General features: G+C 71.2%; 24 protein-coding genes. 7 read left to right on the top strand and 17 right to left on the bottom strand.

The features are described 5' to 3' along the window. Nucleotides 1-50 precede the first annotated feature (50 nt). The 3 genes from H9L09_RS08340 to H9L09_RS08330 all read right to left on the bottom strand — a co-directional run bounded on the left by H9L09_RS08340 (nucleotide 51) and on the right by H9L09_RS08330 (nucleotide 2,515). Nucleotides 51-404 (bottom strand): MmcQ/YjbR family DNA-binding protein, encoded by a 354-nt coding sequence (locus H9L09_RS08340; protein ID WP_223164257.1) that lies wholly within the window; start codon nucleotides 402-404, stop codon nucleotides 51-53. A 58-nt stretch (nucleotides 405-462) separates the two neighbouring features. Further along, the gene (locus H9L09_RS08335) at nucleotides 463-1,911 is read right to left on the bottom strand and encodes an AAA family ATPase (protein WP_187580169.1); all 1,449 of its coding nucleotides are present in this window, start codon (nucleotides 1,909-1,911) and stop codon (nucleotides 463-465) included. A gap of 106 nt (nucleotides 1,912-2,017) precedes the next feature. After that, complete coding sequence (locus H9L09_RS08330) at nucleotides 2,018-2,515, bottom strand: thioesterase family protein (RefSeq protein WP_187580168.1); 498 nt, start codon at nucleotides 2,513-2,515, stop codon at nucleotides 2,018-2,020. A gap of 89 nt (nucleotides 2,516-2,604) precedes the next feature. On the opposite strand from H9L09_RS08330, the gene H9L09_RS08325 reads away from it, so the two are divergent. Together H9L09_RS08325 and H9L09_RS08320 are read left to right on the top strand one after the other, a co-directional pair. Continuing rightward, complete coding sequence (locus H9L09_RS08325; protein WP_187580167.1) at nucleotides 2,605-3,567, top strand: hypothetical protein; 963 nt, start codon at nucleotides 2,605-2,607, stop codon at nucleotides 3,565-3,567. Nucleotides 3,568-3,615: 48 nt separating this feature from the next. Then, nucleotides 3,616-3,957, top strand: a complete 342-nt coding sequence (locus H9L09_RS08320; protein ID WP_187580166.1) for a DUF2200 domain-containing protein — start codon at nucleotides 3,616-3,618, stop codon at nucleotides 3,955-3,957. 24 nt (nucleotides 3,958-3,981) lie between these two features. Here H9L09_RS08320 and H9L09_RS08315 read toward each other — a convergent pair whose 3' ends face one another. Continuing rightward, complete coding sequence (locus H9L09_RS08315) at nucleotides 3,982-4,323, bottom strand: metallopeptidase family protein (RefSeq protein ID WP_187580165.1); 342 nt, start codon at nucleotides 4,321-4,323, stop codon at nucleotides 3,982-3,984. 84 nt (nucleotides 4,324-4,407) lie between these two features. On the opposite strand from H9L09_RS08315, the gene H9L09_RS08310 reads away from it, so the two are divergent. Genes H9L09_RS08310 through H9L09_RS08300 form a run of 3 tightly spaced genes read left to right on the top strand, consistent with a single transcriptional unit; the run spans nucleotide 4,408 to nucleotide 8,674 of the window. Next, nucleotides 4,408-6,063 carry a bifunctional 3'-5' exonuclease/DNA polymerase gene (locus H9L09_RS08310; protein ID WP_187580164.1) on the top strand — a complete coding sequence of 552 codons (1,656 nt, stop codon included), beginning with the start codon at nucleotides 4,408-4,410 and terminating at the stop codon, nucleotides 6,061-6,063. Nucleotides 6,064-6,066: 3 nt separating this feature from the next. Continuing rightward, nucleotides 6,067-7,038 (top strand): magnesium transporter CorA family protein, encoded by a 972-nt coding sequence (locus H9L09_RS08305; protein ID WP_187580163.1) that lies wholly within the window; start codon nucleotides 6,067-6,069, stop codon nucleotides 7,036-7,038. A 55-nt stretch (nucleotides 7,039-7,093) separates the two neighbouring features. After that, nucleotides 7,094-8,674, top strand: a complete 1,581-nt coding sequence (locus tag H9L09_RS08300; RefSeq protein ID WP_187580162.1) for a phospholipase D-like domain-containing protein — start codon at nucleotides 7,094-7,096, stop codon at nucleotides 8,672-8,674. A gap of 53 nt (nucleotides 8,675-8,727) precedes the next feature. On the opposite strand, the gene H9L09_RS08295 is transcribed toward H9L09_RS08300, so the two are convergent. The 5 genes from H9L09_RS08295 to H9L09_RS08275 form a co-directional block, all read right to left on the bottom strand. Further along, nucleotides 8,728-10,821: a galactose oxidase-like domain-containing protein gene (locus tag H9L09_RS08295; protein ID WP_223164256.1), complete on the bottom strand. Its 2,094-nt coding sequence runs from the start codon at nucleotides 10,819-10,821 to the stop codon at nucleotides 8,728-8,730. Between the two features lie 432 nt (nucleotides 10,822-11,253). Further along, nucleotides 11,254-12,222: a hypothetical protein gene (locus H9L09_RS08290; RefSeq protein ID WP_187580160.1), complete on the bottom strand. Its 969-nt coding sequence runs from the start codon at nucleotides 12,220-12,222 to the stop codon at nucleotides 11,254-11,256. Beyond that, nucleotides 12,219-12,656 (bottom strand): cytochrome b N-terminal domain-containing protein, encoded by a 438-nt coding sequence (locus H9L09_RS08285; protein WP_223164255.1) that lies wholly within the window; start codon nucleotides 12,654-12,656, stop codon nucleotides 12,219-12,221. Before H9L09_RS08285 ends, H9L09_RS08290 begins: the two co-directional genes overlap by 4 nt. A gap of 195 nt (nucleotides 12,657-12,851) precedes the next feature. Then, nucleotides 12,852-13,037 carry a hypothetical protein gene (locus tag H9L09_RS08280; protein ID WP_187580159.1) on the bottom strand — a complete coding sequence of 62 codons (186 nt, stop codon included), beginning with the start codon at nucleotides 13,035-13,037 and terminating at the stop codon, nucleotides 12,852-12,854. Nucleotides 13,038-13,215: 178 nt separating this feature from the next. Further along, on the bottom strand, nucleotides 13,216-13,836 hold the full coding sequence (locus H9L09_RS08275; protein WP_187580158.1) for an acetoacetate decarboxylase family protein: 621 nt from the start codon (nucleotides 13,834-13,836) through the stop codon (nucleotides 13,216-13,218). A gap of 89 nt (nucleotides 13,837-13,925) precedes the next feature. Between H9L09_RS08275 and H9L09_RS08270 the strand changes: the two genes are divergently transcribed. Further along, nucleotides 13,926-15,317 (top strand): flavin-containing monooxygenase, encoded by a 1,392-nt coding sequence (locus tag H9L09_RS08270; protein ID WP_187580157.1) that lies wholly within the window; start codon nucleotides 13,926-13,928, stop codon nucleotides 15,315-15,317. On the opposite strand, the gene H9L09_RS08265 is transcribed toward H9L09_RS08270, so the two are convergent. From H9L09_RS08265 to H9L09_RS08230, 8 genes are all read right to left on the bottom strand, one after another. After that, entirely contained in the window at nucleotides 15,265-16,719 is a 1,455-nt protein-coding gene (locus H9L09_RS08265; protein WP_187580156.1) for an MFS transporter, read from the bottom strand. The genes H9L09_RS08270 and H9L09_RS08265 overlap by 53 nt on opposite strands. Continuing rightward, entirely contained in the window at nucleotides 16,716-17,213 is a 498-nt protein-coding gene (locus H9L09_RS08260) for a GNAT family N-acetyltransferase (protein WP_187580155.1), read from the bottom strand. The genes H9L09_RS08265 and H9L09_RS08260 overlap by 4 nt, the downstream gene beginning before the upstream one ends. Nucleotides 17,214-17,389: 176 nt before the next feature. After that, nucleotides 17,390-17,677 (bottom strand): RDD family protein, encoded by a 288-nt coding sequence (locus tag H9L09_RS08255; RefSeq protein ID WP_187580154.1) that lies wholly within the window; start codon nucleotides 17,675-17,677, stop codon nucleotides 17,390-17,392. Between the two features lie 5 nt (nucleotides 17,678-17,682). Beyond that, nucleotides 17,683-17,943 (bottom strand): hypothetical protein, encoded by a 261-nt coding sequence (locus H9L09_RS08250; RefSeq protein WP_187580153.1) that lies wholly within the window; start codon nucleotides 17,941-17,943, stop codon nucleotides 17,683-17,685. A gap of 261 nt (nucleotides 17,944-18,204) precedes the next feature. Then, nucleotides 18,205-18,996 carry an ATP-binding cassette domain-containing protein gene (locus H9L09_RS08245; RefSeq protein WP_187580152.1) on the bottom strand — a complete coding sequence of 264 codons (792 nt, stop codon included), beginning with the start codon at nucleotides 18,994-18,996 and terminating at the stop codon, nucleotides 18,205-18,207. After that, a complete protein-coding gene (locus H9L09_RS08240; protein ID WP_223164254.1) occupies nucleotides 18,993-20,021 on the bottom strand; it encodes an ABC transporter permease in 1,029 nt (342 codons plus the stop codon). The genes H9L09_RS08245 and H9L09_RS08240 overlap by 4 nt, the downstream gene beginning before the upstream one ends. Before the next feature lie 5 nt (nucleotides 20,022-20,026). Next, on the bottom strand, nucleotides 20,027-21,052 hold the full coding sequence (locus H9L09_RS08235; RefSeq protein ID WP_187580151.1) for a substrate-binding domain-containing protein: 1,026 nt from the start codon (nucleotides 21,050-21,052) through the stop codon (nucleotides 20,027-20,029). Continuing rightward, a complete protein-coding gene (locus H9L09_RS08230) occupies nucleotides 21,045-21,767 on the bottom strand; it encodes a nucleoside/nucleotide kinase family protein (protein WP_343065210.1) in 723 nt (240 codons plus the stop codon). The genes H9L09_RS08235 and H9L09_RS08230 overlap by 8 nt, the downstream gene beginning before the upstream one ends. Nucleotides 21,768-21,926: 159 nt before the next feature. On the opposite strand from H9L09_RS08230, the gene H9L09_RS08225 reads away from it, so the two are divergent. Then, complete coding sequence (locus H9L09_RS08225) at nucleotides 21,927-22,934, top strand: LacI family DNA-binding transcriptional regulator (protein WP_187580150.1); 1,008 nt, start codon at nucleotides 21,927-21,929, stop codon at nucleotides 22,932-22,934. Nucleotides 22,935-23,016 lie beyond the last annotated feature (82 nt).

Raw genomic sequence — 23,016 nt, 5'->3', positions numbered from 1 at the left:
CGGCTCGCGCGGTGGGGTCCACCGGGTATCGGGCGCCGCCGCCCACCGGTTCAGCGGGGCAGCTCGTCGCCCCGCAGGTCGAGCAGCGCCGCCGGGGCGGTCAGCCGCCACGCCTCGAAGGTGAGCTCGGCCAGCTCGTCGCGCTCGACCCCGCCCAACCGGACCACGACCCAGCCGAATCCGCCTGAGGTGAACTGGACCTCGAACGTCTCCGGCCGCTCGGCCACCAGCGCCAGCTGCTCGGGGATCGTCTGTTTGAGACCGACGGTGCCCGTCGGCTCCCACAGGTAGCCGAAGGTCCGGCCGCCGACCGCCACCCGCCAGTAGCGGCCGGTGTCGACCCGGGTGACCTTCGGGAGCTGGTCGGCCAGCTCGAAGAAGTCGCTGATGCTGGATCCGGTCACCGGTTCATCCTGGCAGGGGCCGCTGACGGTTCGGTGCGCGATGGACCGCTCGCGGTCCTCACTCGTCGCGGTAGCCGAGCACGGAGCGGGTCATCTGGTTGCGGGTGTCGAGCAGGTCCTCGAGCGCGGTGTCCAGGTCGTCGGCGGTGACCCGCAGCGGCACATCCGCCGGCCGCTCCTCGCGGTCGGCCGCCACCACCGCAGCCCGGCGCAGCAGCTCCTTGAGGAAGGAGGCGGTGACGCCGTCGGTCCGGTCCAGCACGGCGTCGAGCCGGCTCAGCTCGAGGTCGAGCCGACCCCGGTAGAGCTCGACCAGCCGGCGCCGCGACTCGCGGTCCGGCAGCTCGATGTGGACGGCCTGGTCCACCCGTCCCGGCCGGGACGCCAGCGCGGGCTCGAGCAGGTCGGCCCGGTTCGTGGTGAGCAGGAACGCGACGTCGGCATCCTCGTCGAGGCCGTCCATCTCGTTGAGGAGGGTGAACAGCAGCGGGGTCTCGCCGCCGTAGTGACTGCGCTCCTCGGCGATCAGGTCGACGTCCTCGACCACGATCATGGCCGGCTGCAGCGTGCGGGCGACGGAGCAGGCCTCCCGGATGCCGTGCAGGCTCTCCCCGGTGAGCTCCACCACCGTGGTGCCGACGAGCTCGCCGACCAGGTAGCGCACCGAATGCGTCTTCCCGGCGCCGGGCGGGCCGTAGAGCAGGATGCCGCGCTTGAGGTGCTGGCCCGCGGCCCGCAGCCGCGCGCTGTTGCGGGCCACCCCGACCACCTGGCGGCGCAGCGCGTCGAACGTGGCGGTGGGCAGAATCAGCTCCTCCGGCGACATGGTGGGCCGGTCGCGGAAGCGGAGCAGCGATCCGCGCTCGCCGAACATGCTGCGACCGAACGACACCACCTGGCCGCGGTAGACGTTGTGCTCGAGTGCGAGGTCGCGGAGCCGGCGGCCGAGCTGCTCGGCGGCCGCGGGCCGGGTGGCGATGATCTCGAGGGTCACCTGCGACAGGCCGCTCTCGGGATCGGGACCGCGGAACAGCACGGCGATCCGGTCCTCGTCGTCCTCGAGCAGCACGACGCCGATGCGCAGGCAGTCACGCGTCGCGCCGCCCGGACCGCTGGGCAGGCTGATCCGGGTGACGTTGCCGGGCCGCGGTCCGTGCATCCCGTACGTCGGGTCGTCCCCGAGCAGGTCCGCGATCCCGAAGGGGCCGTGGTGGCGGTGCCCGGTGAAGCCGAGGATCCGCGCCCGGTCGCCGTACTCCTCGAGCACGACGTCCAGCGCCACCTGCACGTTCACGTGCTCGTACGCCGGCCACTGCTCGACCGTGACGGGCAGCTCCTGGACGGGCGCCGCGAGGTGCTCGACGAGCACCGAGCGGAAGGTCGGCTGGTCGACCGTGCGGGCCTTCGACACGAACCGGTGCACGACGTAGCGGCCGTAGCGCCCGATGTCGGAGAGCTGGGGCGCCTGGTCGTCCGCCGAGGACGTGACACCTGGAACCGCGAACATCTCGCGAGCGTAGAGGCAGCCGGCACGACGCCGCCACCGAGATGAGGCGCACCCGGGTGTGCCGGTGGGCCGAGGCCCGACGGGTCAGCGGCAGGTCAGCGGCAGGTCAGCGCAGGCCCATCGAGCCGGACACGTCGGCCTCCCACGGCAGCGCGGCGTCAGCGGCGACACGCTCGTCGAGGGCGGCCGCGACGTCCGCGGGCCACGGAGCAGTGCGCCGGGTCTCCATGTCGATGTGCAGGAAGACCTCCTCCATCACGAAGCTCAGCTGCTGGTGCGAGTCGTCGAGCAGGTAGACCAGGGCGTGCGCGGCCCGCTCCGACCGGCCGAGCAGCCGCACCCGCGCGGACATCGTGTCGCCGGTGCGCAGCTCGGCCAGGTAGGTCAGGTGGTGCTCCGCGGAGAAGCACGCGTGCCCCAAGACCGGCCAGTTCTGCGGGATCCCCAGCTCGACCAGGGACTCGTCGAGCCCCTCGCTGGCGATGCCGGTGTAGTGGCGGACGTTCAGGTGGCCGTTGACGTCCTCGAAGGCGATCGGGACGGGCTGTTCGGCGTACGCCGGAAGGTCGACGAGCTGCTCGTACGTGGGGTGGGGTGATCTCACGGTTCGTGACGATACCGGGCCGGTCCGGAGCCATGCGCGCAGCATCCGCCCGGCCGCCGGGCGGCGCTGTGCGTCGTACGATCGCGCGCATGGAGGTCATGGACTGGCTCCTCGACGGTGACCCGGCGATCCGCTGGCAGGTGCTGCGCGACCTCACCCACGCGCCTGACGAGCAGGTCGCGGCCGAGCGGGCCCGCGTCGAGACCGAGGGTTGGGGTGCCCGGCTGCTCTCGCTGCGCGATCCTGACGGTCAGTGGGAGGGCGGTGCCTGCTTCCCGCGGCGCGTCGTCGACGACTGGCGGGCCGGCATCGAGCCGGACTTCTCCGGCGGCCAGCCCTGGACCGCGACCCTGCCCACGCTGGTGCTGCTGCGCGACCTCGGTCTGGATCCGGCGAGCCCGGCTGCCCGCGAGACGATCGCGCTGGTGGCGGCGAACTGCCGCTGGGAGCACGACGACGAGGCGTTCTTCGACGGTGAGGTCGAGGCCTGCATCAATGGCCGAGCGCTTTCGGTCGGCGCCTACTTCGGCGCGGGTGTGGACGCTCTCGCCACGGCCCTGCTCGAGGACCAGCTCGGTGATGGTGGCTGGAACTGCTGGACCGAGCACGGCGCGACCGTCTCCTCCTTCCACTCGACGATCTGCGTGCTCGAGGGCCTGCTCGACTACGAGCAGTCCGAGGGAGCGGTGGCGGTGGCCGAAGCCCGCCGGCGCGGCGAGGAGTACCTGCTGGAGCGGCGGCTGTTCCGACGGAAGAGCACCGGTGAGGTGCCGGACGAGGACTGGCTGCGGTTCTCGTGGCCGCCGCGCTGGCACTACGACGTCCTGCGGGCGCTCGACTACTTCCGCCGGACCGGGTCCGCCCCCGATGCCCGCGTCGACGAAGCGGTCCAGCTGGTCCGCGACAAGCGGCAGCCGGACGGGACCTGGCTGCTCGAGAACACGCACCCGGGCGAGACCCAGCTCGAGCTCGATGACGGCGACGGGCGGCCCGGCCGATGGAACACGCTGCGCGCGCTGCGCGTGCTGGACTGGTACGGCGACGGGGGCTGACCTGCTGACCGGTCCGGGCTGCTGACGACATGGGCCTAGGCTCACCGGATGAGCAGGATCTTCGGCACCAGCGTCGCGTCGGTGTACCCGCACTATGTGGCGAAGGTGGAGAAGAAGGGGCGCACGAAAGCCGAGTTCGACCAGGTGATCGAGTGGCTGACCGGCTTCGACGAGTCGGCGTTGAACGGTCACCTGGCCGCGGGCACGACCTTCGAGGACTTCTTCACCGAGGCAGCGCTCAATCCGCATGCGTCGCTGATCACCGGAGTGGTCTGTGGCGTGCGCGTGGAGAACGTGGACGACCCCCTGATGCAGAAGATCCGCTACCTGGACAAGCTGGTCGACGAGCTGGCCAAGGGCAGGGCGATGGACCGGATCCTGAGGGCCTGAGCGGCGACGGGTCCGCAGGCGGGGTCACCAGCCGAGCTCGCGCAGCCGGGCGTCCCCGATGCCGAAGTGGTGGCCGATCTCGTGGACCACGGTCCGCCGAACCTGCTCCACGACCTCCTCGTCGCTGTGGCAGACCGCGCAGATGGCACGTCGGTAGATCGTGATCCGGTCGGGCAGCACACCCGCGTACGACGTCGTGCGACGCGTCAGCGGGATGCCCCGGTAGAGCCCCAGCAGGCCCGCCGGCCCCGTGCCGTGCTCGACGGTGACGGCCACGTTGCTCATGATCTCCCCGAGCTCGGCGGGCAGCCCGTCGAGCGCCTCGCTGACCATTGCCTCGAACCGCTCGGGATCGACCTCGACCATGCGGCAATTGTGGCGCGAGGCCGCGCATCGATCGCGGGCGACGCCGACGCAGGCACCCGGGGGCGGCGATGTCAGGGTGTGCACATGACCCGGGTCTCGCTCTCGCGCCTGCCGGGCGACCGCGTGCTGGTGGTCGACGGCGACGCGACGCGTGAGGTGGCGGCGGCCGATCTGCCGGCGTACGTGGGAGCGCGCGAGGTCGACGCGCCGCGCTGGGTGTGGGACGACACCGCACGGTGGTATCCGTCGTTGCTGGCGGCCGGGGTGCGGGTCGGGCGCTGCCACGACCTGCGGCTGGGCCACCACCTGCTGCGGCGGGCCCCCGCGGTCGAGGGCCGGCTGCTGGACGGGGAGCAGTCGGAGCACTGGGACCGGCTCGGGCCGAGCGGGCCCTCCGACCCGGCGCTGTTCTCGATCGACGACACGGCCGAGCACCTGCGGGCCGACCTCGAAGACGCCAGGCAGCTGAGCGCCGTCGCGGCCTCGACCGAGGCGGCCCGGCTGAGGCTGCTGCTCGCCGCGGAGTCCTCGGGCGCCCTGGCCGCGGCCGAGATGACGTACGCCGGAGTGCCGTGGCGGGTCGACGTCCACGAGCGGCTGCTCACCGACCTGCTCGGGCCGCGGCCGCCGCGGGGCGCCCGGCCGCGAGGGCTCGAGGCGTTGGTGGCGGAGGTTCGCGGCGCCTTCGGCGTGCCGGGTCTCAACCCCGACTCCCGGCCCGAGCTGCTGGAGGCGTTGCGGCGGGCGGGGCTGGACGTCGCGGACACCCGGGCGTCCTCGTTGCGCGGGCTCGAGCACCCGGGCATCGCCGCGCTCCTGCGCTACAAGCAGCTCGCGCACCTGTTCCAGACCAACGGCTGGGCGTGGATCGACGAATGGGTCAGCGGCGGCCGGTTCCGGCCGTCGTACCAGCCGGCCGGCTCCAGCACCGGCAGGTGGTCCTCCAACGGCGGCGGCGCGCTGTCGATCCCGGTGCAGGTGCGGCCGGCGGCGGTCGCCGACGACGGCTGGAGGCTCGTGGTCGCCGACGTCGCCCAGCTCGAGCCACGCGTGCTCGCCGGCATGAGCGGCGACCGCGCGCTGGCCAGGTCCGCGCGCGGCGCCGACCTCTACCAGGGGATGGTCGAGGACGGCGCGGTGGCCAACCGCAAGGCCGCCAAGCTCGGGCTGCTCGGCGCGATGTACGGGGCGACCAGCGGTGAGAGCGGCCGTCTGGTCACCGGGCTCACCCGGCGCTACCCGGAGGCGTTCGCTCTGGTGGAGGAGGCGGCCCGTGCCGGCGAGCGTGGCCAGGGGGTGCGCACGCTGCTCGGCCGCGGGTCCCCGAGGCTGGGCGACACGTGGGACCCCGACGACCCGCCCGCCGATCCCGACAGCCAGGCCCGGCGGCGTCGCGCGCACGGCCGGTTCACCCGCAACTTCGTCGTGCAGGGCACCGGCGCCGAGTGGGCGCTGTGCTGGATCGCCGACCTGCGCAACCGGCTCTGGCGGCTGGGCGGCAGCGGTCCCCTCGTCAGCCGACCGCACCTCGTCTTCTTCCTCCACGACGAGGTCGTCGTGCACACCCCGGCCGCGCTCGCCGACGAGGTCGCGGCGCAGGCGGCCGAGGCGGCCGCAAGCGCGGCGGCGCTGCTGTTCCGGGACCTCACCGTCGACTTCCCGCTCAACGTCTCGATCGTGCGGTCGTACGCCGACGCGGGCAAACCCGGCGCGACGCGTCCGCCGGTGCCGGATACTTGATGGATGGCACGAACGCGTTGCTATCGCGGGGGAGTCCTCACCGACGAGGACTTCCCGCTCGACCAGGTGTCGGAGCACCTGGGGGACACGTCTGCCGTCGTGTGGGTCGATCTGTGTGCGCCGGACCTCGTGGACCTGCAGCTGGTGGCCGACGAGCTGGGGCTGCACCGGCTCGCCGTGGAGGACGCCGCGCAGGGTCGCCAGCGGCCCAAGTTCGACCGCTACGCCGGGCATGACTTCCTCACCGCCTACACGGTGCTGCTCGACGTCGCCAGTGGCCGGCTGATCACCGGTGAGCTCGCTGCGTTCATCACCCCGGCGGCGCTGGTCACGGTACGCCGCGAGGACACCTTCTCGATCGACGCGCTGGTGGCCCGGTGGGACGACGAGGTCGATCTCACCAGGTTCGGGGTCGGTGCACTGCTGCACGGGCTGCTGGACTTCGTCGTCGACGCGCACTTCGATGCGGTGGAGTCGCTCGACGACCAGATCGAAGAGCTCGAGGACCTGCTGTTCGACGACCGGCCTCATGACCAGAGCGTCCAACGCCGCAGCTTCGAGCTGCGCAAGAGCCTGGTGCAGCTGCGTCGCGTCGTCCTGCCGATGCGGGAGGTCGTCAACACCCTGATGCGACGCGACATCGGTCTGGTCCCCGACGAGCTCATGCCCTACTACCAGGACGTCTACGACCACGTGCTGCGGGCCAGCGAGTGGACCGAGAGCCTCCGCGACCTGGTGAACACCATCCTCGAGACCAACCTGACGATCCAGGGGAACCGCCTCAACGTGATCACCAAGAAGGTCACGAGCTGGGCCGCGATCATCGCGGTGCCGACCGCGATCACGGGCTTCTACGGTCAGAACCTGCCGTACCCGGGGTTCGCCCACCAGGGCGGCTTCCTCACCTCCTCGATCCTTATCGTCGCCCTCTCCGGCGCCCTCTACCTCACCTTCAAGCGCAAGGACTGGCTCTGACCACTCCGGTGGCGACACCTCACCCGCCGGGCGGCGGATCGGTCATGCTGGGAGCATGAACGACCCCTCCGACTGGCTGCTCACGAGGACGGAGCGGGCCAATCCGCTGACCACCCTGGACGACCGCCACGGTGATGACCGGGCCTGGTCGGAGGGCAACCACGTCCGTCTGCTGATCCATGGTGCGACGTACTTCCGAGCGCTGTACGACGCGCTCGAGGCCACCGGCCCCGGCGACCTCGTGCTCTTCACCGACTGGCAGGGCGACGCCGACGAGCGGCTCACCGGCGAGGCCGGGAGCGAGGTGCTCGAGGTCCTCTCCCGCGCGGACCGGCGCGGCGTCGCCGTGCACGGGCTGGTCTGGCGCTCCCACCTCGACCAGACGGGCTTCTTCGCTACCGAGAACCGCCACCTCGGTGAGCAGCTGCAGAAGCGGGGCGTCGAGGTGCTGCTCGACATGCGGGTCCGCGTCGGGGGCTCGCACCACCAGAAGTTCGTCGTGGTCCGGCACCGTGACGACCCCGCGCGAGACGTGGCCTTCGTCGGCGGCATCGACCTCGCCCACAACCGGCGCGACGACGCCGCGCACCACGGAGATCCGCAGCCGGCGCCACTCACCGAGGAGTACGGCGACCACCCCCCGTGGCACGACGTCCAGGCGGCGATCCAGGGGCCGGCCGTCCATGACGTGGAGACCGTCTTCCGGGAACGCTGGAGCGATCCCGCGCCGCTCTCCCGGGCGCCGTGGCGACAGCTGGCCGACCGGCTCCGGGGGCTCGACAGCTCTCCGGACACCCTCCCGGAGCAATGGCCGCCGCCGCCGTCCGCAGGGCAGCACACGGTCCAGCTGCTCAGGACCTATCCCGACCTGAGGCTCGGCCGCGACTACCCCTTCGCCCGCGGCGGCGAGCGCAGCGTCGCCCGCGGCTACACCAAGGCGGTGCGGCGGGCCGAGCGGATGGTCTACGTCGAGGACCAGTACTTCTGGGGCGGCGACGTCGCTCGGGTCTTCGAGGAGCAGCTGCGGCGGCAGCGCGAGCTGCGCGCCGTCGTCGTCATCCCGCTGGTGCCCGACCTCGGCGGCCTCAACCGGGTGCCGCAGCTGCTGGGCCGGCACCGGGCGATCGACCGGCTTCGGCGGATCGCCCCGGACCGCGTCGCGGCGTACGGCCTCGAGAACCACGCCGGTGTCCCCGTCTACGTGCACGCCAAGGTCTGCACCATCGACGACACCTGGACCAGCATCGGGTCGGACAACTTCAGTCGTCGTTCCTGGACCCACGACTCCGAGCTGTCAGCCGTCGTCCTCGACGAGTCCTATGCCCGGACCCTGCGGCTCACCCTGGCGGCCGAGCACCTCGACCGGCTCGACCAGGTGGCCGGGCAGGGCCTCGAGGCGGCGATGGCCGACTGCCTCGAACCGGCCGCGATGTTCGACGTCTACGCTGCGTACGCCGATCGGCTCGACGAGTGGCACCTCGCCGGGAGGCGAGGGCCGCGCCCGCCCGGTCGGCTGCGCCGGCTCCCCGAGGCGCAGCTCACCCCGCGTCAGCGACGGTGGGCGGCACTGCCGCTCGACCTGGTCCACGACCCCGACGGCAGGCCACCCGCGTTGCGAGCGACCGACCGGTACTGAGGCGGCATCACGGGCGAGTGCGTCCGGGCGCCGGGCCTCGGGTGCCCGGTGTGTCACCAGGTCCATTTCTGAGCGACTGATCCCTTCCTGCAGGTGGCGATCTTCAACGTCGCGTGAAGGGCGGTCGAACGCGCCTTCGGTTGGAGGCAGAGGCCAGTGACGGAGCGGATGGTCCTGTCCGCCGCCCGGGGGACCCATCTCTGTGCGGAAGCGCCTCGACAGGAGTTCAACCGCACCCGCGAGCCCGCCTGGAGTGCATCACCGGCGACTTCCATGCATCTGTCGACCGAGCGCAAGGACTTGTCGCTGGTCGAGTAGAGCCATTTCTGGCCCCTTCGTCCGTCGCAGGTCTCCATCCACAGGTCGGCGCGGTCCACGGCCGCCTTTCCGCGGATGCCGATGCAGCGTCCTCTGATTCCGACGATCGGGGTCCCAGCCCTGGGCGGTGGGGTGGTGGCTCCATGCTCAAGCTTGATGATCTTGGCCACCGACGGGACACCGGCCGCATCTGTGATGAAGAGCATGTAGTACCCGGCGGGTGCGATGTTGGACGTGGCCGGCGCCGCCGCGGTGATGGTCGTGCCGACAGCGCTGAATGACAGGGGCACGTAGCGTTGTCCTTGATCCTCGCTGTGTGTCGGTGCCCCGAGTCGAACCAGACCGACCTTGGCGATCGTGCTCGCTTGTGCGGACGCGATGGCGACGTTCCTTCCGTATCCCGCGGTTGCTGGCGCGGAGTTGATCACCGGGCGAGCCGCGCGCTGCCCACTGCCGTCGCTGCGGAACAGGTACGGCGGCTCGAAGTACTCGATGTTCTTCTCGAGGTAGCCCTTGGTCATGCACGTGCCGCAGACGCCACCGCCTCCCGTCAGCACTCGGCCGTCCGGCAGCAGCGCGGCGCTGGAGTGGTACTCCCGGACCCGGCTCGCGCTCGCCAGCACGCTCCAGGTGCCAGTGGCGGGATTCCATCGCTCCGCAGCGAAGACCGGGTAGTCGAGATCGACCGACCCATCCACGGAACGGCTCTGCCCACCGGTAGCGAGGACGCTACCGTCGGCCAGGACGGTGAGATTGTGCTGGCGACGCCCGACCGACATCGAGGCCGTCGGGCTCACGCTGGTGCCACTGGTGAGGTCAACCACGACGGCGGTCTTCGTCGGGACGTTGCTCTGGCCGTCCTCGCTGAGGTTCCCGCCGCCGGACACCAGCACCTTGCCGATGTCGTACGTGGCGAAGCTGCCGTAGTCGCGCTCGAGACCGTCCCGGTCCCGAACGGCGGTGATCGCTCCCACGCCGCTCGCGTCGATCGTGTTCATTGATGTGTGCGGACCGATGAGCTCGACCTTGCCGTCCGGACGCGGAGCCAGGAACGGGTAGCTTCGATCGCCGTAGCCGGTGGCGTTCGTGAGCAGACGCAAGCTGCCGTCGGTCTGGTACACCTCGGGTACCGAGGGCCCACCGCCGACGATCACCGCCTCGTCATTGCCGAGCGCGGCGACGGAGGGATACCAGCGGCCAGCTGCCATGTCGGGACCCCGGATCCAGGTCTCGGTACGCCAGTCGAAGATGTGGGTCTGCACGATCCCGTTGAGGCTCGAGTCCTTGTTGCCGCCAGCCACCAGGACGCGGCCGTCGGCGAGCTGGGTGAAGCCGGCGCAAAAGATGTTGTATCCCTGCACGTCCCGGCGTACCGACGTGTTCGTCATGGGATCCCAGACGAGCGCGCGCGTGAAGGTGTGACTGGTGTAGGACTCAGCGGCGCCGTCGCCGACCGAGTCCCACATCAGGACCTTTCCGTTGGGCAGCACCGCCTGGAAGATCGGCACGACATCTGTGGGAATGACCGCACTCCACGCGCCGCCCACCCCGGGGTCGGCAGCCGCGGCGACGGAGAGAGCGCTGTTGGGCAGCTTCTGGGTACCCGCCCTGCCGCCCGGGACCGCTCCGGTCGCCTGCTTGATCCTGGCCGCGGCTGCGCGGGTCTGCCTCTCGATGCTGGTGATCGACTTGCCCACCAGATCTTGCTTCGCGTGTTCGGCGTCGCTGTGGAGGGCGTGCGTGGTGACGGTGGCAGGCACGGACGGCGCTGAGATCACGGCCGTGGCGCCTGTCCCGGTCACCGCCGTGAGTCCCACTGCGAAGGTCACCGCGAGGGCCACCCTGCTCGCCCGCGCGTGCCTGGACGTCCGATTGGTTCTCATGCTGCCCCCCGGCTCGATAGGCGCACGTCTCCCACGGCCCCCTGCCGCGACAACAGCGTCTCCCACGAGATTCCTCGGCGGCCGGCCTCGGGTCCATGACGAATTCGTGCCATCCCAGGGCGCTTCGCCTAACCAGGTTCTCCCCGCCGAACAGGGCCCGGGAGAGGAGGAACTCAAGTACAGGCTCGTGGCGATCTGCGAATTGGACCTACCGGAGGCGACCCACCGGGGCACTTCGGCCTCGCGAGCGGTGAGGCCGCCCGGCAGCGGGGCCGGGACCAGTAGCCGTCCCCTCCTGTGCGGCCGGCCTGGCCCCGAGCCCGGCGAGACGGCAGGCCGCCTGCGTTGCGGGCGACCGACCGCTACTGGGCGCGGTGCCTAGCTCTTCCTCGGCGCCACCGGACGACGCCAGATCAGCCGGTGCACCGGGATCCACCTCGGGATCGAGCGCAGGCCGGGGATGAAGGGCAAGAACATCAGGGCGAGGGTCAGCACCATCATCAGGCCCCAGACGAGGGCGTCGGCGTTCTCCGAGGTGGAGAACGGCTTGACCTGGTACCAGAACGTGTAGAGCCACATCCAGGGCTGACCCGGGTAGTTGCCCACCTCGTTCATCATCCCCCACTGGTCTCCGCCCAGGTGCTCGGCGACCGCCCGGTTCTCGAGGTAGGCGCCGTCCGCGAGCAGCAGCATCGACCGTGTCACGTCGGTCCCGTAGAAGCTGCCGGACGAGGTGAGCGCGCCTTCGAGGCCTCCGCTGGAGGCGACGCTGAGGAACGCGTTCGCCAGCACCGGGACCGGGCCGTAGTCGCCGTTCGCGACCTGGGCTGGGTCGCCGTCGGGGGCGGCGGCCAGCGCGTCGGAGTAGGCCGTCGCCCAGGCCTCCTGCTGGGTGGCGCTCGCCGCCGTCCACGTCGCCAGCGCGGAGCGGAGCAACGGGCCGCCGCTCTGCTGACGCAACGGGACGAGCACGAGGTCGGCCGAGTCCACCGGTATCCGGACGCCGGCCCAGCGCTGCAACGGGACGCCGAGCAGGGTCATGCCGGGCCCGTTGTCGTTGTACGGCGGCCCGTACGTCGCGCTGGTGGTCGTCCCGGCGAGCTCGCCGGCAGCGGTCGCGACGACGTCGGCCGGCGCCGCCTTGGCCCAGTCCGCCATCGTGATCGCCTCGTCGTCGGGGGACGAGAAGGCGGCCGACAGGCCGAGGGTCAGCAGCGAGACCACGGCCAGCGCGATCACGAACTCCTTCACCAAGTCGTAGGGACGCGTGGGGAAGTCGTGCGAGTCCGGGGTGACGCTCCGCGATCCGTGCGCGGGCAGCCGGGACCGGGTCTGCGTGGCGGTCATGACGCACGCTCCTCGGCGTCGATCGGCGGCACGACGCCGTGACGGCGTACGAGCACGATGTGCACCACGGTGACGGCCCCGACCCCGACCGGCAGCAGCACGACGTGCCACAGCAGCATCTGGCCCGGGTTGAGCACGTTGAAGAAGGCTCCGATGCCGACGGAGTTCAGGCCGTCCTTGGCCTCGCCGCTGATCCACTGGGAGTCGAAGTTCGACTGGGAGAGGTAGCCGGTGAACGCCGTGCCGATGGAGGTCACGAAGGCGAGCACGCCGGTGATCCAGGTGAGGGCCCGCTTCCCGCGCCAGGCAGCCATCCAGAACTTGCCCCACAGGTGGATCACCATGAAGGCGAAGAACAGCTCGACGCTCCACAGGTGCGTCGAGTTGACGAAGTGACCGACCGAGCTGACGTGCCACCAGGACACCCCACCCATGGCGAGGATCCCCCCCCGACACCAGCACGACCACCAGGGAGGCGAGCGTCAGCACGCCGAACACGTAGATCCACGAGGCGACGTACGCCGGTTGCCGGTCCGGCAGCGCCTGGCCGGGGGGCACCAGCCCGGAGATCCACGAGGAGACCTTGGAGGTCCAGCTGCCGCTTCCCCGGGGGGCACGCGTGACGGCGGTCATGACTCGTCGTCGTCGTGCCGGTGGGGGAAGGGCAGGACGAGTGCGAGCACGAACACCACGATCATCGCCACGATGATCAGGAGGTTGGTGACGCTGATGCTGATGACGCCCCAGTCGATGTACCGCCCCTCGGCCAGGGGCACGACCAGGGAGGCTGACGAGAGGACTCCTGGTGCACTCATGGCGCCACCATGGCACCCGATCCGACGTCGGATCAGGGTCCGATGACCCCAGCCCGGGCGCTGACTACGCGCATTGCGTGACAACGGGGGAGACCCGTCATCCGTCGTGTTCGTCCACCCAACACGGGCCTCGGCCACGGACGTCCCCGCACCGACCCGGCGGGCCGCCGGACAACGATCACCCGCCGAAGGTGAGCCGGATCCCGGTCAGCCGGACCGAGAGGAACGGCCGCTGACCGCGCAGGAAGGCCAGCGGCCCGTCGGGGTCGACCTCCCAGTCGGCCCGGGCCGGTGCGACCCGGGTGGTCCCGCGCATCGACGTCAGCACCTCGGCGGCCGCGCGTTCGGAGCCTGCCGGGGCACCGGGGCGCAGCTGCGAGGCCCAGGCGGCGTACGGCACCGGCAGCAGCGCGGCACCGGGCAGGGCGCGGAACCGCGCCGACGCGACCGGTCGGCCCTCGACCGAGAGCGCCAGCGCGGTCCGCACGACCGGGCCGGTGCGCCGCTCGGCCAGCGACAGGTCGCCGAGCTCCTTGGGGATCGCCCACAACGAGCGGCCGCCGTCGCGGGACGCCGGGGAGTCCACCCAGATGTCGGTGATCCGCAGCCGGCGGCGGCGCGGCTCGAGCAGCCGGGCGACCAGCAGCTCTCGGTAGGTCAGCGGGCTGCCGGCGCGGTAGTCGGCGAACGCCGCGCCGTACAGGCCGGCCGGTCGGTCCGCCCGGCCGGCCGCGGGGACCCGGAACAGCGAGAGCCACATCTCCGCGCGCATCCGCCACGGCGGCGAGGGGAACGACACGCTCGAAGAATAGAACAGGTTCTGGCAGGCTGGTCCCCATCTCGGCCAGCACGCTCGATCGCCGAGCCCGACTTCGGAGGACCCACCAGATGGACCAGCGCGTCTGCATCGTCGGAGCCGGCTCGTCGGGGATCGCCGCGGCCCAGGTGCTGCACGCCCGCGGCATCGACTTCGACTGCTTCGAGGTGGGCAGCGAGGTCGGCGGCAACTGGCGCTACGACAACGACAACGGGATGTCCTCGGCGTACCGGTCGCTGCACATCAACACTTCGCGTCAGCTGATGGAGTTCGCCGCCTACCCGATGCCCGAGGACCTGCCCGACTACCCGAGCCACTGGCAGATCGCGCGGTACTTCGACGACTTCGTCGACCACTTCGGGTTTCGCGACCGGATCCGGTTCCGCACCGAGGTGGTCAAGGTGCAGCCGCCGGCACGCGGTGGCCAGGGGTACGCCGTCACCGTGCGCGGCCGCGCCGGCGGCCCCGGCGGCGTCCCGGGCGAGCCGGAGACGTTGCGCTACTCGCACGTGATCGTCGCCAACGGCCACCACTGGGACCCTCGCTGGCCGGAGCCGTCGTTCGCCGGCGCCGAGACCTTCCCCGGCACGCAGATCCACGCGCACTACTACCGCACCCCGGAGATCTTCGAGGGCAAGCGGGTGCTGGTGCTGGGCATCGGCAACTCCGCGACCGACATCGCGGTGGAGGCCTCCCGGGTGGCCCGGCGGACCTACCTGGCGATGCGCCGCGGCGCGCACGTCATCCCCAAGTACGTCTTCGGCGTGCCCACCGACCACCTCACCGACTCGGTGATCGCGCGGATGCCGACCCGGGTGCAGCAGCTGGCGATGGCCGCGACGCTGCGGCTGACCCAGGGGCGGGTCACCGACTACGGGCTGCCCCGTCCGGACCACGCGGTGCTGCACGCGCACCCGACGGTCAGCGACGACCTGCTCACCCGGCTCGGCCACGGCGACATCACGGTGCTGCCGACCATCGACCGGTTCGAGGGGTCGAAGGTGTTCTTCGTCGACGGCTCCGCCCACGAGATCGACGTGGTGGTCTACTGCACCGGCTACCGGGTCAGCTTCCCGTTCCTCGACGCGCGGGTGGTGCGCACCGCCGACAACCACGTCGACCTCTACCGCCGGGTGGTCGACCCCGAGCACGACGGCCTGTTCTTCCTCGGCCTGATCCAGCCGCTCGGCGCGGTGATGCCGCTGGCCGAGGCGCAGGCCGAGTGGGTCGCGGACCTGGTCGGCGGCGAGGCCGCGCTGCCGTCGTACGACGAGATGCGCCGGCAGATCCGCCTGTACGACGAGGCGCTCCGCAAGCGCTACGTCGCCTCCAAGCGGCACACGATCCAGGTGGACTTCCACAAGTACCTCGCCGAGATCCGCGCCGAGCGACGCGCCGGCCGGGCCCGGGTCAGCGGCGCGCCGCGGCGACGTCGCGCGTTCCGGCGAGACCGACGAAGCTGATCACGCCGCCGAGCGCCATCAGCGCCGCGCACAGCGTCATCGCGGTGAGGTAGCCCTCGGTGAAGACCGCCGGCTGCTCGTAGTCGGCACCGGTCAGACCCACAAGCGGCGGCAGCGCGGCCACCGCCAGCAGCGACCCGGTGCGGGCCACCGCGTTGTTGATGCCGCTGGCGACGCCGGCGTACCGGTCCGGGGCGGCGGCCATCACGCTGGTGGTCAGCGGCGCGACCAGCGCCACCAGGCCCAGCGAGTAGAGCAGCAGCCCGGGCAGCACGTCGCTCACGTAGTCCGCCCCCGGACCGACCTCGCGCAGCCAGAACACGCCGGCCGCGCAGCCGAGCGGCCCCACCGTCATCTGGGTCCGCGGCCCGATCCGCGCCGACAGCGCCCCCGAGCGGGAGGAGAGCAGCAGCATCACCAGCGTGGTCGGCAGCGTCGCGAAGCCCGCCTCGAGCGGGGTGTAACCGGCGCTGACCTGCAGCTGCAGCACCAGGAAGAACGAGACCGCGCCGAGCGCTCCGTAGACCAGCACCGTCATCGCGTTGGCGATGCTGAACACCCGGGAACGGAACAGGTGCAGCGGCATCACCGGGTGCGCGGTGCGAGCCTCGGTGAGCAGGAAGCCGACCAGCGCGAGGCCGCCGAGGACCGCCAGAGGTACGGCGGCCGCCGTACCGCTCTCGATCAGCGCGTAGGTGACGCCGCCCAGACCGGCCACCGCCAGCACCGACCCGAGCACGTCGCGGCCGCCCGTCGACTCGGTGTCGCGGCTCTCCGGGACGTGCCGCCGCGAGATCAGCACCACCAGCACCGCGATCGGCACGTTGAACCAGAAGACCCACCGCCAGGTGGCGACCTCCACCACCCAGCCGCCGAGCGGCGGACCGATCGCCGCCGCGATGCCCCCGAGGCCGGCCCAGCGACCGATCATCGTGCCGCGGTCGGCCGGGGGAAACGACCCCTGGATGATCGCCAGGCTGCCCGGGGTGAGCAGGGCCGCGCCGACGCCCTGCACCAGCCGGGCCGCGATCAGCTGCTCGGGGGACCGGGCCAGCGCGCACAGCAGCGACGCGACCCCGAACCAGGCGATCCCGATCACGAACACCCGGCGCCGGCCGTACCGGTCCCCGAGCGCCCCGGCGACCAGGATCAGCGAGGCCAGCGTGAGCAGGTAGGCGTTGACCACCCACTGCAGCTGAGAGACGGTCGCGTCCAGGTCGTCGCCGATGCTGCGCAGCGCGACGTTGACCACGGTGCCGTCGAGCATCGCCATCCCGGAGCCGAGCACCGCGGCGGCCAGCAGCCACCGGGCGGCGGCGGTGCCGGGCCGGACGAACGGCTCACCGGTGCCCTGGCAGGCCCGGGGGAGCTCGTCCCCTGCGGCGGCCTGCGTCTCGGTCATCGCGTCGACGCCACGATCAGCCGTTCGTAGCGCATCTCGGTCGGGTGCGGCGGCCACGGCGCGGGCTGCCGGTCCTCGGTCGGCCGCCAGCCGAGGTACTCGTAGAGCCGCCGCGCCCGCCGGTTCTCCTCCAGGCACCACAGCGACGCGCTGGTGCTGCCGCGCAGGTCCATGGCGTGCAGCGCGGTGTCGATGGCCGACGAGGCCAGGCCCTCGCCCCAGTGGTCGGGGCGGACCGCGAGGTGCCGCAGCCAGGAGTCGTCGTACGCCGCGTAGGCGATCAGCCGGGAGCGGGACCGGGACGGCTCCGGGTCGTCGAGCACCAGCACCTCGCAGCCGGGCTCGTCGAGGACGAGCGACCAGCGGGCCAGCACCGCGTCGTCGGGGAAGGGGAACCGGTCCGCGGGGAAGACGTGGCCCAGCGCGGCGAGGTTCGACTCGCGCTCGAGGTCACGCAGGGCGGCCAGGTCCTCGAGGGTGGCGTCTCGGAACACCTGTCCATGGTGACACCTCCGCGCCCACCCCACCCCACCCGCCGAGTCGCGCGTCTGCAGCGTTGAACCCCGTCGAGTCGGCGCGTCTGCAGCGCCGGACCCCGCCGAGTCGGCGCGTCTGCAGCGCTGGACCCTGTCGAGTCGGCGCGTCTGCAGCGCTGGCGGACGAGCGCCGGTCAGGCCTTCTTCTGCTGGATGACGACGGTGCGCAACAGCTTGTCGGCGAACGTCTGGCACTTCGGGTCCCACAGCGGCCACAGCCAGCCGAGGTAGCAGGCCAGCGAGTCCAAGAAGTGGGCGAGGGTGCGCACGAACGCCATCCCGGCGCCGATCGGCTGTCCGGTCTGCTCGCTGATGAGCCGGATCCCCAGTACCTGCTTGCCGATGCTCCAGCCCGTCCGACCCTGCCGGATGAACAGGTTCCAGATCACCAGGCCGAGGATGACGGCGTACCCGAGGAGCATGACCGCTACCGTCGTGCCCCGAAGCCCAGAGAGCCGCCGGGAGTCGTGCTCGCCACCGGATCCATCGTGGCCGGTGCGAGCGCGAGCCCGATCAACACGATCGCGTAGCCCGGCAGCACCACCAGCATGTCGATCACGTAGCCGCCGACGCGCTGGATCCAGCTCGCGTAGGGGATCGGGGCCGGCGCGTAGCCGTAACCGCTTCCGTAGCCTGTCGGGTCCGGCGGCGGGGCTGGGTAGCTCTGGGCGCCGTAGCTGTCGGACATGGATCCCCCTGGATCGTCGTGCGTCTCGTTGGCCGAGCGGCCGCCCGGAGTCTAGGACGCGCGGCGCTCGGACAGGTGCGGATGCGCCGAGTCGGCAGGGTCCGGCGCTGCAGATGCGCCGACTCGACGTGGTCCGGCGCTGCAGATGCGCCGAGTCGGCGGGGTTCAGCGCTGCGGATGCGCCGACTCGGCGGGGTCCAGCGCTGCGGATGCGCCGACTCGGCAGGGTCCGGCGCTGCGGATGCGCCGACTCGGCGGGGTTCAGTCGGGCACGTCCTCGGCGCCGGTGATGAACGCGACCACGTCGGACATGGACACCTCTCCGGGCCGGACCGTCCCGGCACGCCGTCCGAGGCGGTGCACGTGGATGCGGTCGGCGACCTCGAAGACCGCCGGCATGTCGTGGCTGATGAGGACGACCGGCAGGCCACGTGCACTGATGCGCTTGATCAGGTCGAGCACGTGCCTGGTCTCGCGCACCCCCAGCGCAGCGGTCGGCTCGTCCATGATGACGACCTTGCTGCCGAACATGGCAGCGCGGGCGACGGCGACGGCCTGCCGCTGGCCACCGGACAGGGTCTCGACGAGCTGCGTGATGTCCTGGACCGTCGCGATGCCCAGCGCGTCCAGCTGGCGCGCCGCCTCCTCCCGCATCGCCCGGCGGTCCAGCATGCGCAGTCTGCCGAGGAGGCCGTCACGGCGGATCTCCCGGCCGAGGAACAGGTTCGAGGCGATGTCCATGGCCGGCGCGAGCGCCAGGGTCTGGTAGACCGTCTCGATCCCCGCCTCGCGAGCGTCGGCGGGCGACGTGAAGGAGACCGACCGCCCGTCGAGCGCCACCGTTCCGGCATCCGGCACGAGAGCGCCGGTCAGCGCCTTGATGAGGCTGGACTTGCCGGCCCCGTTGTCGCCGACGACGGCGAGCACCTCGCCCGGGTAGAGGTCGAAGTCGGCCCCGTCGATCGCGGTGACCTGCCCGTAGCGCTTGCGCAGGCCCCTCGCCGACAGCACCGGTGCCGGCTCCGCCGGGTCTCGCGTGGACGCGGTGCTCATGCTGACCTCCGTCGGGTGAACTGGTCGAAGGCGACCGCGACGATGACGAGGATCCCGGTGGCCAGGTTCTGGTAGTTGGAGTCGATCCCCATCTGCGTGAGTCCGCTGCGCAGCACCGACACGATGAGCGCACCCACCACGGTCCCGACCACGCCGCCTCGACCGCCGAAGAGGCTGGTGCCGCCGATCACGACCGCGGTGATGCTCTCGAGGTTGCCGAGCTGATAGGCGTTGGGGTCTGCGCTCGGGGTCCGGCCCAGGGACAGCCAGGCGGCCATGGCGTAGATGCACCCGGCGAGGGCGTACACGCTGAGCAGCATCCGCTTCACGTTGATGCCGTTGAGGCGCGCAGCCTCGGCGTCGTTGCCGATCGCGTAGACGTGTCGACCCCAGGCCGTCCTGGTCAGCGTCACCCACACGAGGACGAACAGGGCGGCGGCGAAGAGCATGCCGATCGTGAACTGGACACGTCCGAACAGGTACAGCTTCATCCCCATCAGGGTGAGCAAGCCGTCGGGCGCCGGCCACGTCGTGCCGCTGCTGTACAGGTTGGCCACCGCGGTGACCACCGTCAGCATCCCGAGCGTCACGATGAACGAGGGCAGGCGGAGCTTGGCGACGAGCAGCCCCGAGACGGATGCCGTGAGCGCGCAGACCAGCACCCCCAGCGCCAGGGCGGCGACCACAGGAACGCCGTCGAGGGTGGTCCGGGTCATCACCAGGGTGCCCAGGACCGCGATCAGTGCGTTCGCGAGGTCGATCCCGCCGGTCAGGATGATGATCGTCTGCCCGAGAGCCAGCGTGGCGATCACCACGGACTGTTGGACGATGAACGAGAAGTTGTCGATGTTCAGGAACGTGTCGCTGCCCACCGAGAACACGACGATCGCGAGGAGCAGCGCGGCCGTCGGGCCGAGCGCCGGGGTCTGCGAGAAGCGCCGCTCCATCGCGTCGAGCGCCCGTTTCGTTCCCGATTCGCGCTCGGCCGGAGGCAGCTGCGGTGACGAGGTCTGCGTGCCTGTCACGACCCTCATCCCCAGCAGTTCTCGGCGCCCCAGGTGGAGTCCTTGGACTCCAGCCCGTCCACCGGCTTGTCAGTGATGAGCATGTCGCCGGTGTCGACGAAGCCCGACGGCTTCTCGCCGGTCTCGGCGTACTTCACGACAGCGGCGACGCCCTGCTCGGCCATCTTCTGGGGGAACTGCATGACGGTGGCGGCGAACTTGCCGTCAGCGACGTCCTGCACGCCCGAGCAGCTGCCGTCGATCGCGCCGATCAGGACGTCGTCGGCGAGCCCGCGCGCCTTCAGAGCGAGGTAGGACCCCCGCGCTGCCGGCTCGTTGATGTTGTAGACCACGTTGACCTTCTTGCCGACTCGCTGCAGCAGGTTCTCCATGGCGGCCTGGGCCTTGCCCTGATCGCCCTGGGTGAGCGCCGTGCCCAGGATGGCGTCGCTGTCGTCGGTGAGCCCCATGCCGTCCAGAAAGCCGTTGTGCCGCTGCAGCCCGACGCTGGAGCTCGGGTCCAGGTCGGCCATCAGCACCTTCGGGTCACGGTCGCCGAGCCGGGCGTCGATGTACTTGCCCAGCGTCCGGCCGGCTTCCTCGTTGTCGGTGGCGAAGGTCGCTGCGACCGCGTCACGAGGCTCGGTCTCCGTGTCCAGCGCGATCACGACGACTCCGGCGTCCTTGGCTTCCTGGATGGCGTCGAGGATCGCCTTCGCGTTGCTCGGAGTGATCAGGATCCCGTCCACCCCTTGCTGTACGAGGTTCTCGATGGCGGTGACCTGGCCGGCGTTGTCCCCGTCGAACTTTCCGGCCAGCGCGATGAGGTCGGCTCCGCTCTTGTCGGCGGCGGCCTGGGCCGATTCCCGGAGCTTGACGAAGTACGGGTTGGTCTCGGTCTTGGTGACCAGGCCGATCTTCACCTCGCCGTCGTCGCTCGGGGACTCTGACGACGCGGCGCGCTCGGTGCTGCACCCGGCTGCGGCGAGCGCGGTCAGGGTCACGGCCAGGGCGGCGACGGCGCGGGTGTGGAACGGTCGGTTGTCACGCATCTGGTGCTCCTCGGTTGGCGGTGTTTCGGTGGGGGTGTGCGACCTGGTCGGCCGGTGTGCGTTCGGATGCGACGTGGGCTTCCCGGTCACGGGGCGACAGGTGGACTACGAGGTCGGCGCCGTGCCGGCTCCGGGCGACCAGCTCGGCGTTGCGCTGATCGCTCCCGTGGGCCCAGGCATGCGCCGCCGCAGGGGTCTTGCCGAAGGTGACGTGGCGTTGGATCAGACGTTCGACGCGGGTCTGCTCGTCTGTCTCGACGTACCAGATCTCGTCCAGCAGACGCCGTACGTCGGCCCACGGCCCCTCCTGCAGGAGGAGGTAGTTGCCCTCCGTGATGACTAGGGGGACCGTGGGAGGTACGGCGACGGCGCCGGCGATCGACTCGTCGAGCTCGCGGTCGAAGGCCGGGGCGTAGACCGTCTCCTCGGCATCGCGCAGGCGCCGCAGAAGGGCGACGTACCCGGCAGCGTCGAACGTGTCCGGGGCGCCCTTGCGGTCGCGACGCGCGAGACGCTCCAGCTCGACGTTGGCCAGGTGGAAGCCGTCCATCGGCACGTAGCACGCCGAGGTGCCCAGCTGCTCGGTCAGGAAATGGGCCAGCGTGGACTTGCCGCCGCCGGGAGGGCCCACGATGCCGAGCAGACGCCGGGTGCCGGGAGCCACCAGTCCTCTGGCTCGTCGCACCGCCTCGGCGAGCATCTCGTCGTCGGTCACCGTCGCTCCTCCAGATCGTGGTTCAGACCCTGCTCTCGGCCGTGGGCCAGGGACTGTGTCCTCGGTCACGTTACGACACGCAAGCGCTTGCCGCAAGCGCTTGCGTCACCCGGTGAACCCGTAGGATGACGGCAGAGGGATGGGTGAGGGGACGTAGTGATGGCGACGATGATCGACGTGGCGTTGAGGGCAGGGGTCTCGACCACCACGGTTTCGCACGTGCTGAACGAGTCGCGCTACGTGGCCGAGGCGACGCGTCAGAAGGTCCTGACCGCCATCGAGGAGACCGGCTACACCCACAACACGGTGGCCCGGTCGCTGGCCACTTCGAGCACCCGGACCATCGGGCTGGCCATCTCGGCCATCTCGAACCCGTACTTCATCGACCTCGTGCGCGCGCTCGAGAGCGAGGTCCGTGCAGCCGGCTACCTCATGCTCCTTGTCGACACGATGGATGACCCCGACGAGGAGCTTCGGGTGATCCGGTCCCTGCACTCGCGTCGGGTGGACGGATACGTGCTGGCTCCGTCGGCCGACCCCGAGCGCAGGGCACTGCGGTACCTCGCTGACCAGCGGCTCCCGACCGTCCTCATCGACAGGCTCGCCTCGGAGAGCTTCGACCAGGTGGGCGTGGAGAACGAGCACGCCACCAGCCAGCTCGTCGAGCACGTGGCGTCCCTCGGGCACCGACGGATCGCGCTGATCTGCGGTCAACCCGGGCTGAGCACCACCAACGAGCGCCTGAGCGGTTACCAGCTCGGACTGGAGCGTAGTGGCCTGGCCTACGACGCCGAGCTGGTGGCGTCCGGAGCGAGCGAGGTGGAGCCCGCGCGCGTGGCCGTTCGTGAGCTGATCGCCCTGGCCGAGCCGCCGACGGCGATCGTCGCAGCCAACAACCGCATGACCATCGGGGTGCTGGAGGGGCTGCAGGACCTCGGGATGCGCGTGCCCGACGACATCGCGCTGGTGTCGTTCGACGACTTCGAGTGGGCGCACCTGTTCCACCCCCGGCTGACCGTCATCTCGCAGCCCATCGCGCGGATCGGCGCCGAGGCCGCCCGACTGCTGCTCGCCCGGCTGAAGGACCCCACGCGCCCGACCGAGACCATCCAGCTGACGCCCGAGTTCGTGCATCGGGAGTCCTGCGGCTGCTCCTCGTCGCGCTGAGGCGCCACCGCGCTCGCGGCCGGTCCTGCTGAGGGCAAGAACAGTCAGGCTTGACTGTTTGTTCTGGGGGCCCGACGATGAG

The sequence above is a fragment of the Nocardioides mesophilus genome (genome assembly GCF_014395785.1).
GTDB classification, from domain to species: domain Bacteria; phylum Actinomycetota; class Actinomycetes; order Propionibacteriales; family Nocardioidaceae; genus Nocardioides_B; species Nocardioides_B mesophilus.
Note: the sequence above shows the minus strand (reverse complement) of the source record. Positions and strands in the feature narration are given on the sequence as shown.